General features: G+C 46.8%; 1 protein-coding gene and 1 pseudogene. Both read right to left on the bottom strand.

Going from position 1 to position 1537, the window contains the following annotated elements:
• Positions 1–735, bottom strand: a pseudogene (locus R8O70_RS25040) (MoxR-like ATPase); the annotation flags it as partial.
• Positions 736–766: 31 nt separating this feature from the next.
• Positions 767–1537 (bottom strand): hypothetical protein (locus tag R8O70_RS25035; protein ID WP_318184440.1); only part of this gene is annotated, 771 nt, incomplete at its 5' end.

The following is a 1537-nucleotide window of genomic DNA, read 5'->3' as shown; positions in this document are numbered from 1 at the left end:
GTAGAAACGAGATTTAAACGCGCCATCCACAAGCGCTTCATCCAAGCTCGCTTTCGTTGCAAAGTTGATGTAGTCAGAAATATTATCTAAATCGATACGGAACGTGCGCTCTAGTTCGAAATTGAGAAGACCGTTTTTAGGGTCAAAGTCCCACGAGATCAATCGTGGTGCGCCAATTTCATCAATGCCCTCGGTAATGCCATACAGATCTTCCATATTGAATTCTGCAATTTCGAGATCTTCAGGACGAGGAGTGAAGTGGGTTTTCTTCTTGTAGTTTAGGCTTGCGTCTTCATTGGTTTCTTCTTTGTTGGTGCAATCACCATGCGCGTCTTCTTGACAGCGATACGCCGCAAAGTCACCCGGAATCGTCAGCACTTGCGCGAAGTTAACGCCGTCGTCGTCTGCGACAAATTTCTCTTCACCGCAGTAGTTATTAGCATCTTTGCTTAGATGCGCGTCTGGGTAGTTTTTATCGTAACTGCGAACTTCCAGACCTTCTTTGGTAAAACAAAGCTCAACGTAACGAGGTGAACCTTGCAAGAATGGGAATTGGTTCAGAGCAAAGCGTGGCGCGGCACCAGTCGTCGGAACGTAAAACCAACGACCGTCTTTAAGATCTTTTACTGCGACTTCTTTTGCATCTCTTTCGACATAGTCATACGCCTGATCATCTGCGCCACAGCCAGCAAGCGCGGCCGTTATTGCTGACACCAGAGTCAATTTTTTAAACATTATTTGGATATCCTTAATTGTTGTTATTTTCCTAGAAGGAGTAAGTCACTGTCGCGATGTAAGATGCTTTCTCTTGGTCCAACAAATCGATGTTGCCCAAGGTGCCTCGCTCTGCATCTTGATAGAAACCCGTTGATGACGCCGCGAGTAGCAATGACCAGCTTTCATCAAACTCGTATGTGCCGTACAACGCCCCTTCATACTGCCAACTGCTTCTGCGCGTACCCTGATAACTGATGCTGTTACCACCTAACGCCGTGATCCCCACTGCGAACGATTCCCACGACTTTTCCGCAACAGCAAACAATGAGTAAGTCCACTCAGTCAGCGAGCGTCCCCCCATGGTTTTGTATTCGTGGAAATTTTTTCTCAGTCTTGGCGAAACCGAAAAATCGACGCTCCAAGCTGAAAAAGAGATCGGCACATCTAAACGAACCGCGGTGTGCAGTTCATCTTTACGAGATGTTTCTGAAGTTGGAATGGTGAGCTGACCCGCAACGCCGATTTTCCCTGTATCTCCAAAGCGATATAGGTTCGTGTATTGCAAGCCCAACACCGAATCTGTCGCGTAGGTTCCGACTTCATCTTCTAGGGCACGATAGCCACCCGTAGAAAAATAGGCTTTTGTGTCGCTCGAAAAGGAATAAACGAGATCGCCTCCCCACGAGAAATTGCGGACAGAACGGTAGTCGTCTTTATCGTAAATGTTTGTATCGTAAGATAGGTAAACGGCCCCACTAAACTTACAAACAATACAGGACGTGTCTCCTTCATTTTGTGTAGATTCAGGCGTGCTGGTGCT

Source organism: Vibrio sp. 779(2023), assembly GCF_033344285.1.
Classification (GTDB): Bacteria; Pseudomonadota; Gammaproteobacteria; order Enterobacterales; family Vibrionaceae; genus Vibrio; species Vibrio alginolyticus.
Note: the sequence above shows the minus strand (reverse complement) of the source record. Positions and strands in the feature narration are given on the sequence as shown.